Origin of the sequence: Micromonospora sp. KC207 (assembly GCF_004348615.1) — a bacterium.
In the GTDB taxonomy this organism is placed as follows: domain Bacteria; phylum Actinomycetota; class Actinomycetes; order Mycobacteriales; family Micromonosporaceae; genus Micromonospora.
In genome coordinates this window covers 1-9,960 of record NZ_SMKJ01000269.1, presented here as the reverse complement: position 1 = coordinate 9,960, position 9,960 = coordinate 1, and the positions used below count along the sequence as shown (strand labels likewise).

General features: G+C 75.8%; 1 protein-coding gene and 1 pseudogene. Both read left to right on the top strand.

What is annotated here, in order from left to right; genetic code table 11:
• The first annotated feature begins 232 nt into the window (after nt 1-232).
• Complete coding sequence (locus E1258_RS25990) at nt 233-8,434, top strand: SDR family NAD(P)-dependent oxidoreductase (protein ID WP_305847279.1); 8,202 nt, start codon at nt 233-235, stop codon at nt 8,432-8,434.
• Nucleotides 8,435-8,492: 58 nt separating this feature from the next.
• Nucleotides 8,493-9,875 (top strand): annotated as a pseudogene (locus tag E1258_RS25985) (type I polyketide synthase); the annotation flags it as partial.
• Nucleotides 9,876-9,960: the final 85 nt, after the last annotated feature.

Here is a 9,960-nt window from a genome sequence, read left to right as displayed (position 1 = left end):
TGGTGGTGTGGGGGTGGATTGGGCGCGGGTGTATGCCGGTACGGGTGCCCGCAGGGTTGATCTACCGACGTATCCGTTCCAACGACGCCACTACTGGGCGCCGACCCCGACGAGAGGTCTTGCCGTTGTTGGTGCCGACGCCGATCCGGTAGGGGGTCTGCGGTATCGGGTCAGTTGGAAACCGCTGCCGACGGGCGACCCCCGACACCTCACCGACCGCTGGCTGCTGGTGGTGCCCGAGACGCTGGCCGGCGACGAGGTGGCGGAGGGCGTACGACAGGCGTTGGCCGCGCGTGGTGCGTCCGTCGAGCTGCTGACCGTCGACGCCGCCGCCGACCGGGCCAGCCTCGTCGCCTTGCTGACCTCCGCCGCCACCGCGCCCGGGGACACCGAGGCGGACGGCCCGGCCGGCGTGATCTCGTTGCTGGCGCTCGCCGAGGGCGCGGACGCGCGCCACCCGGCCGTACCCCTGAGTCTGACCGCCTCGCTCGCCCTGATCCAGGCGCTGGCGGACGCGGGGACGCCGGCCCGCCTCTGGGCCGTCACCCGGGGGGCCGTCGCCGTGTCCTCCGGCGAGGCACCGGACGCCGGGCAGGCCCAGGTGTGGGGGCTCGGACGGGTCGCGGCCCTCGAACTGCCGGACCGGTGGGGCGGACTGGTCGACCTGCCGGCGTCCCTCGGCAAGCGCGCCTTCGCGCAGCTCGCCGGCGTGGTGGGCGGCTCTGACGGTGAGGACCAGGTCGCCGTGCGGGTCTCCGGTGTCCACGGACGCCGTCTCATGCGCTCCCGCGCCGCCGTCAGCTCCGGTGACTGGCCGGCCCGGGGCACCGTGCTCGTCGTCGGGGACACCGGCCCGGTCGCCGGGCCCCTCGTCGGCAGCCTCCTCCGCGACGGGGCGGCGCACGTGGTGCTCGCCGGCCCGACCGCCGCGTCCACCGCCGGGCTCACCGGCGAGCCCGGCCGGGTGTCGCTGGTCGACTGCGACCCCACCGACCGGGACGCGCTCGCCGGGCTGCTCGGCGCGTACGAGCCCACCACGATCGTGGTGGCCCCGCCCGCCGTCGCGCTCACCGCCCTCGCCGAGACCACCCCGGAGGACCTCGTCGCTGCCGTCGCAGCAAGGACGACGACGGCAGCGCACCTCGACGCCCTCGCTGCGGAGGCGGAGCTGGGGCTCGACGCGTTCGTCGTCTTCTCCTCGGTCTCCGGAACCTGGGGAGGCGCGGGGCACGGCGGGTACGCGGCGGGTACCGCCGGGCTGGACGCGCTGGTCGAGGCGAGGCGGGCCCGGGGCGTGCCCGGCACGGCGATCGCGTGGACGCCGTGGGCCGACGCAACGGTGGAGGCCGCCGGGCGCGCACCAACCGGGGCCGCCGGCCCCGACCTCGAACTGCTGCGGCGCAGCGGCCTCACGCCGTTGGACCCGGCAGCCGCGCTGGACGTGCTGCGCGGGGCGGTGGCGCGGGGCGAGCACGCGGTGACCGTGGCCGACGTTGACTGGGCGCGGTTCGTCGCGTCGTACACGGCCGCCCGGCCGAGCACGTTCTTCGACGAGCTGCCCGAACTGCGGGCGGCCCGGGAGGCGGAGCGCACCCCGGTCGAGGACTCGTCGGTCGGCTCCGAACTGGCCCGAGCCCTCGGCGGCAAGCCCGCGGCCGACCAGCACCGGACGCTGCTGCGGCTGGTCCGCGCGCACGTCTCGGTCGTCCTGGGGCACGACGAGGCCGAGGCGGCCGATCCGGACCGGGCGTTCCGGGAACTCGGCTTCACCTCGGTGACGGCGGTGGACCTGCGCAACCGGCTGAACGCGGCCACCGGGCTGGCCCTGCCGGCGTCCGTCGTCTTCGATCATCCCAGTGCCCGGGCGCTGGCCGCGTTCCTGCGCACCGAGCTACTCGGTCCGGAGGCCGGCGAGGACACGGCGGATGCCGCCGCCCCGTCGGCCCCTCCGACGAAGGCGGGCGACGACGAGCCGATCGCGGTGATCGGGATGGCCTGCCGGTTCCCCGGCGGGGTCGAGGCCCCCGACGACCTGTGGGACCTGCTGGAGAAGGGCCGCGACGCCATCTCCACCTTCCCCACCAACCGGGGCTGGGACGTCGACGGCCTGTACGACCCGGACCCGGACGCGCCCGGCCGTACCTACGTCCGCGAGGGCGGCTTCCTGCACGACGCGCCGGACTTCGACGCCGCCTTCTTCGGGATCTCGCCCCGCGAGGCCCTGGCCATGGATCCGCAGCAGCGCCTGCTGCTGGAGACGGCGTGGGAGTCCCTGGAACGGGCCGGGCTGGACCCGACCGCGTTGCGCGGCACCCGGACCGGGGTGTTCGTGGGGACCAACGGCCAGCACTACATGCCGCTGCTGCGCGACGGCGCGGACGACTTCGAGGGCTACCTCGGCACCGGCAACTCGGCCAGCGTCATGTCCGGCCGGCTCTCGTACGTCTTCGGCCTGGAGGGCCCGGCGGTGACCGTGGACACGGCCTGCTCCGCCTCCCTGGTGGCGCTGCACCTCGCGGCGCAGGCGCTGCGTCGGGGCGAGTGCGCGCTGGCCCTGGTCGGCGGCGCCACGGTGATGTCGACGCCGGACATGCTGGTGGAGTTCTCCCGGCAGCGGGCGATGTCCCCGGACGGCCGGTCCAAGGCGTTCGCCGCCGCCGCCGACGGGGTGGCCCTCAGCGAGGGCGCCGCCATGATGGTGGTGCAGCGGCTCGCCGACGCGCAGGCCGCTGGGCACGAGATTCTGGCCGTGATCAAGGGCTCGGCCGTCAACCAGGATGGGGCCAGCAACGGCCTCACCGCCCCGAACGGGCCCTCCCAGGAGCGCGTCATCCGGCAGGCCCTGGCCGATGCCGGCCTGCGGCCGGACCAGGTGGACGCGGTCGAGGCGCACGGCACCGGCACCGCCCTGGGCGACCCCATCGAGGCGCAGGCGTTGCTCGCCACGTACGGCCGGGACCGGCCGGCGGACCGGCCGCTGTGGCTCGGCTCGCTGAAGTCCAACATCGGTCACACCCAGGCGGCCGCCGGCATCGCCGGGGTGATGAAGGTGATCCTGGCGCTGCGGCACGACACGTTGCCGCGCACACTGCACGTGGATCGGCCGACGCCCCGGGTGGACTGGGCGTCCGGCGCGGTGTCGTTGCTGACCGAGTCGGTGCCGTGGCCGGAGGGCGACGAACCACGCCGGGCGGCGGTGTCCTCGTTCGGCATCAGCGGCACCAATGCCCACGTGATCGTCGAGCAGGCGCCGCTGGCGGTGCGGGAACCGATCGACCACGAGGCGGACGAGGTCACCGTCCCGCTGTTCCTGTCAGCCCGGGGCAGCGCCGCGCTTGCCGCCCAGGCCGCCCGGCTGCGGGCCCGGCTGATCGAGGAACCCGACCTGGACATCACCGAGGTCGGCTACACGCTGGCGGCCACCCGGGCGCGCTTCGAGCACCGGGCGGTCGTCGTCGGGGAGAGCCGCGCGGAGGCCCGCGACGCGCTCGCCGCGCTGGCCCGGGGCGAGGAACACCCGTCGCTGCTGCGGGGGCGGGCCGGCGCGAGCGACCGGGTCGCGTTCGTCTTCCCCGGCCAGGGCTCGCAGTGGGCCGAGATGGCCGACGGGCTGCTCGACCGCTCTCCGGCCTTCCGGGCGAGCGCGCTGGCGTGCGACGAGGCGCTGCGGGCGTACCTTGACTGGTCGGTGCTGGACGTGCTGCGCCGCGTGCCGGAGGCGCCCCCGCTGAGCCGGGTCGACGTGGTTCAGCCGGTGCTGTTCACGATGATGGTGTCGCTGGCGGCGGCCTGGCGGGCGCTGGGCGTGCACCCGTCCGCCGTGGTCGGCCACTCGCAGGGCGAGATCGCGGCGGCCTACGTGGCCGGCGGCCTGTCCCTGGATGACGCGGCGCGGATCGTCGCCCTGCGCAGCCAGGCGTGGCTGCGGCTGGCCGGGCAGGGCGGGATGGTGGCGGTGTCGCTCCCCGTCGACGAGCTCCGGGCCCGCCTGGAGCGGTTCGGCGAGCGGGTGTCCGTCGCCGCGGTGAACAGCCCCGGTACGGCCGCGGTGAGCGGCTACCCCGACGCGCTCGCCGAACTCGTCGACGAGCTGACCGCCGAGGGCGTGCACGCCAAGGCGATCCCGGGGGTGGACACGGCCGGGCACTCCGCGCAGGTGGACGTGCTGAAGGACCACCTGATGGTGGCGCTGGCCCCGGTGTCGCCCCGCAGCTCGGAGATCCCCTTCTACTCGACGGTCACCGGCGGCCTGCTGGACACCGCGCGGATGGACGCCGCCTACTGGTACCGCAACATGCGCGACCCGGTGGAGTTCGAGCGGGCGACCCGGGCGATGCTCGCGGACGGGCACGAGGGATTCCTGGAGCCCAGCCCACACCCGATGCTGTCGGTGTCGTTGCAGGGCACCGCAGCGGACGCCGGGGTCACCGCGACGGTGCTCGGCACGCTGCGGCGCGGCAGGGGTGGCGCCCGCTGGTTCGGGGTGGCGCTCGGGCTTGCCCACGCCAACGGGATCGAGATCGACGCGGGCGTCCTCTTCGGGACCGACTCGCGCCGGGTCGACCTGCCGACGTACCCGTTCCAGCGCGAGCGCTTCTGGTACCACGCGCCGGCCGGGCGCGGGGACGTAGCCGCCGCCGGTCTCAGCGGCGCGGACCACCCGCTGCTGGGCGGGGCGGTCGAGCTGCCCGACCAGGGCGGCCACGTGTATCCGGCCCGGCTGGGCACCCGGTCGCACCCGTGGCTCGGCGAGCACGCCCTGCTGGGCACGGCGATCCTGCCCGGGGCCGCGTTCGCCGAGCTCGCACTGTGGGCCGGGCGGCGGGACGGGGCCGACCGGATCGAGGAGCTGACCCTGGACGCGCCGCTGGTGGTGGCCGACGAGTCGGCGGTGCGGCTGCGGCTCGTGGTGGGCCCGGCGGACGCGCAGGGTCGGCGGCAGCTCACCGTCCACTCGCGCGCCGACGGCGCGGAGGCGGACGCCGGGTGGACCCGGCACGCGCAGGGCACCCTCGTGCCGAGCGGCGACAGCGCCGGGATCGGGGAACCGGGCGCGCCCTGGCCGCCGGCCGGGGCCGAACCCGTCGAGGTGGCGGGGATGTACGACCGGTTCGCCGATCGCGGCTACCAGTACGGGCCGTCGTTCCGGGGGGTCCGGGCCGCCTGGCGGGCCGGCGACACGGTGTACGCCGAGGTGGCCCTGCCCACCCCGCAGACCGGGAACCCGCGCTTCGGCGTCCACCCGGCCCTGCTCGACGCCGCGTTCCAGGCGATGAGCCTCGGCGCGTTCTTCCCCGAGGACGGGCAGGTCTGGATGCCGTTCGCCCTGCGGGGCGTGTCCTCGTCGGGGGCCGGGGCCGACCGGCTGCGGGTGACCATCAGCCCGGCGGGTGACGAGGCGGTCCGGATCGCCTGCTCCGACGAGCAGGACCGGCCGGTCGTGGTGATCGACTCCTTGGTGGCGCGTGCGGTGCCGGTGGAGGCGCTCAGCTCCGGCGTCCCCGGCGCAGGGGACGGCGCGCTGCACCACGTCGCCTGGACCGCCCGGCCGGACCAGGCCCCCGCCCCGGTGCAGCGCTGGGCGGTCGTGGGCGCGGCCGATCCCGGGCTCGCCGGGAGCCTGGACCGGGTGGGCGGCCTCTGTGAGGCGTACCACGATCTCGCCGGCCTGGTCGCGGCGGTGGCCGAGGGGGCGGCGGTGCCCGACGTGGTCGCGGTGCCGGTCCCGGCCGGCACGCCGATCGGGCCCGACGCGGTGCGTGCCACCGTGCTCGGCGCACTCGACCTGACCCGGAACTGGCTCGCGGTCGAGGGCCGGCTGGGGCTGGCCAGGCTGGCGTTCGTCACCACCTCGGCGGTGGCGGTCGGCGACGGCGCCGAGCACGTGGACCCGGTGTCCGCCGCCCTGTGGGGTCTGGTGCGTTCCGCCCAGTCCGAGGAGCCGGGCCGGTTCGTCCTCGTCGACCTGGACGCCGACCCGGCCAGCGCCGGGACCCTGCCCGCCGCGCTCGCCGCAGGGGAACCTCAGGTGGCTGTCCGTGCCGGAACGGTGCACGTGCCCCGACTGGTCCGGCACCGGCCCCGCCCCGACGGCCCGCTGACGCCCCCGGCCGGTGCCGCCTGGCGGCTCGCCGCCGGCGGGGAGGGCACCCTGGAGGGCCTGGCGCTGGTCCCGGCCCCGGACGCCGAGGCACCCCTGGCCCCCGGGCAGGTCCGGATCGCGGTACGCGCCGCGGGGGTGAACTTCCGGGACACCCTCATCGCGCTCGGCATGTACCCGGGCACGCCGGTGCTGGGCGCGGAGGGGGCCGGCGTGGTCACCGAGGTCGCGCCGGACGTGGCCGGCCTCGCCCCCGGTGACCGGGTGCTCGGCATGTGGACCGGCGGTCTCGGGCCGGTCGTGGTCGCCGACGCCCGGATGCTCGCCCGGGTCCCACGAGGCTGGTCGTTCGCCGAGGCCGCGTCGGTGCCGGCCGTGTTCCTGACCGCCCACTACGCGCTCACCCGGCTCGCCGGGGTCCGCCCTGGGCAGTCGCTGCTGGTGCACGCGGGGGCCGGCGGCGTCGGCATGGCGACCCTGCAACTGGCCCGACACCTGGGCGTGGAGGTCTACGCCACGGCGAGCCGCGGCAAGTGGGACACCCTGCGCGGGCTCGGCCTGGACGACGCGCACATCGCCGACTCCCGCAGCCTCGACTTCACCCGACAGTTCCTGGACGCCACCGGCGGGCGCGGCGTGGACGTGGTGCTGAACTCCCTCGCCGGGGAGTTCGTGGACGCGTCCCTGCGGCTGCTGCCGCGCGGCGGCCACTTCCTGGAACTGGGTAAGGCCGACGTCCGTGAGCCCGAGCGCGTCGCCGCCGACCACCCGGGGGTCGCCTACCGGGCGTTCGACCTCGTCGAGGCCGGCCCGGAACTGGTCGGGCAGCTACTAGGCGAGCTGATGGAGCTGTTCGCCGCCGGGGTGCTCGACCCGCTGCCGCTGACCGTGCGGGACGTCCGGCGGGCCCGGGACGCGTTCCGCCTGATCAGCCAGGCCCGGCACGTCGGCAAGGTGGTGCTGACCATGCCGCCCGCGTTCGACGCGTACGGCACCGTCCTGGTCACCGGCGGCACCGGGACGCTCGGCGGCGCCGTCGCCCGGCACCTGGTCGCCCGGCACGGCGTACGGCACCTGGTGCTCGCCGGCCGCAGCGGCCCGGAGGCGGACGGGGCGTCCGCGACCGTCGACGAGCTGACCGCGTCCGGCGCGTCGGTGACCGTCGCCGCCTGCGACGCCGCCGACCGGGTCGCGCTGCGCCGCCTGCTCGACGGCATCCCGGAGGCGCACCCGCTCACCGCCGTCGTGCACGCCGCCGGCGTCCTCGACGACGCCACCATCACTGCGCTGACCGCCGGGCAGGTGGACGCGGTGCTGCGGCCCAAGGCCGACGCGGTGCTCAACCTGCACGAGTTGACCCGGGACCGGGACCTGTCGGCGTTCGTGCTGTTCTCCTCGGCGGCAGCCCTGTTCGGCAGCCCTGGGCAGGGCAACTACTCGGCGGCCAACGGCTTCGTCGACGCGTTCGCCCAGTACCGTCGGGCGCAGGGCCTCCAGGCGGTGTCGCTGGCGTGGGGCCTGTGGGCCGACAGCAGCCGGATGGCCGGGCACCTCGACCAGGAGGGGATGCGCCGCAGGATGGCGCGCGGCGGCGTGCTGCCGCTCACCACCGACCAGGGCCTGGCCCTGTTCGACGCCGCACAGCTCGTGGACGAGGCGCTCCAGGTCCCGATCCGGCTCAACGTCGTCGCGCTGCGGGCCGCCGGGAAGGTTCCCGCGCTCCTCGTCGACCTGGTGCCGGCGGCGGGCGCCACGGCCGTCGCCCCGAACCGGGACGACGCGGACCGCACGCTCGCCGACCGGCTCGCCGGGCTGACAGCGGCAGAACAGCGGGAGTTGGTGCTGGACAGCGTGCGCGGGCACGCGGCGGCCGTCCTTGGGCACGCCGACGGGCAGGCCGTCGACGCCGACCGGGCCTTCCGGGAACTCGGCTTCGACTCGCTGACGGCGGTGGAACTGCGCAACCGGCTGGCCGCCGCGTCCGGGCTGCGCCTGCCGGCGACGCTGGTTTTCGACCACCCCACCCCGGACGCCCTGGCGGAGCACCTGCTCGCCGGGCTCGCCCCCGAGCGGGCCCAGGCCGAGCTGCCGCTGCTGGCGGAGCTGGGCCGGCTGGAGGCGGCCCTGGCCGGCACCGACGGGGCCACCCTCGACGGGCTGGACGACCTGGTACGCCGGGAGATCGGCGTCCGGATCGCGGCGCTGGCCGCCCGGTGGGGCGCGGCCCGGGACGAAGCGGCCGGCGGCGACGGCGGCGGCACGGCCGACGCGCTGGAGTCCGCCGACGACGACGAAATCTTCGCGTTCATCGACGAGAGGTTCCGCGCCTCCTGACCCCGCGTACGCGACGGACGTGGTGGACGGGACCGACGGGCAGGAGGGGTGAGGCGGCATGTCGAACGAGCAGAAGCTCCGCGAGTACCTGAGGTTGACCACCACCGAACTCGCCAGGGCCACCGACCGGCTGCGCGCGGTCGAGGCGCGTGAGCACGAGCCCATCGCGATCGTGGGCATGGCCTGCCGCTACCCCGGTGGGGTCAGCTCGCCGGAGGAGCTGTGGGAACTGGTCGCGTCAGGCACGGACGCGATCTCCCCGTTCCCCGACGACCACGGCTGGGACGGCAACGCGCTGTACGACCCCGATCCGACGGCGGCGGGCCGCACCTACTGCCGGGAGGGCGGGTTCCTCGACGGGGTCGGCGACTTCGACGCCGCGTTCTTCGGGATCTCGCCCCGCGAGGCGCTGACCATGGACCCGCAGCAGCGCCTGCTGCTGGAGACGTCCTGGGAGGCGTTGGAGCGGGCCGAAATTGCCCCGGACTCGCTGCGCGGCAGCCGTACCGGGGTGTGCGTTGGGGCGTGGCACGGCGGCTATACCGACATCATCGGGCAGCCCCCGGCGGAACTGGAGGGCCACCTGCTGACCGGCGGGGTGGTCAGCTTCACCTCGGGGCGTATCTCGTACACGTTGGGCCTGGAGGGGCCCGCGTTGACGGTGGACACCGCCTGCTCGTCCTCGCTGGTGGCCCTGCACCTGGCGGTGCGGGCCCTGCGGCAGGGCGAGTGCGACCTGGCGCTGGCCGGCGGGGCGACGGTGCTGGCCAGCCCAGCGGTGTTCGTGCAGTTCTCCCGGCAGCGGGGGCTGGCCCCGGACGGCCGCTGCAAGGCGTTCGCCGACTCAGCGGACGGGTTCGGCCCGGCCGAGGGCGTCGGGATGCTGGTCGTGGAGCGGCTCTCGGACGCCGTCCGCCACGGTCGACGGGTGCTGGCCCTGGTCACCGGCACGGCGGTCAACCAGGACGGGGCGAGCAACGGCCTCACCGCCCCCAGCGGACCGGCCCAGGAGAAGGTGCTGCGCCAGGCGCTCGTGGACGCCCAGGTGACGGCCGCGGACGTGGACGTGGTCGAGGCGCACGGCACCGGCACCCCGCTCGGCGACCCGATCGAGGTGCGGGCCCTGATGAACGTGTACGGCGCGGGCCGGCCAGCCGACCGTCCGCTCTGGCTCGGCTCGCTGAAGTCCAACATCGGTCACACCCAGGCGGCGGCCGGGGTCGGCGGGGTCATCAAGACGGTGCTGGCGATGCGGCACGGGGTCCTGCCGCCGACCCTGCACGTAGACACCCCGACCAGCGAGGTCGACTGGTCCGCCGGTCAGGTGGCCCTGCTGCGTCAGCGGACCCCGTGGCCGGACGCGGGTCGTCCGCGCCGCGCCGGGGTCTCCTCCTTCGGGGTGAGCGGCACCAACGCGCATGTGGTGCTGGAGCAGAGGGCCTGCCGAGAGCGATGTTCCCAGCTCTGTCGCTTATGCTGACCACGCACGATCCGCCCCTGTAGCTCAGCTGGCCAGAGCACTCGCC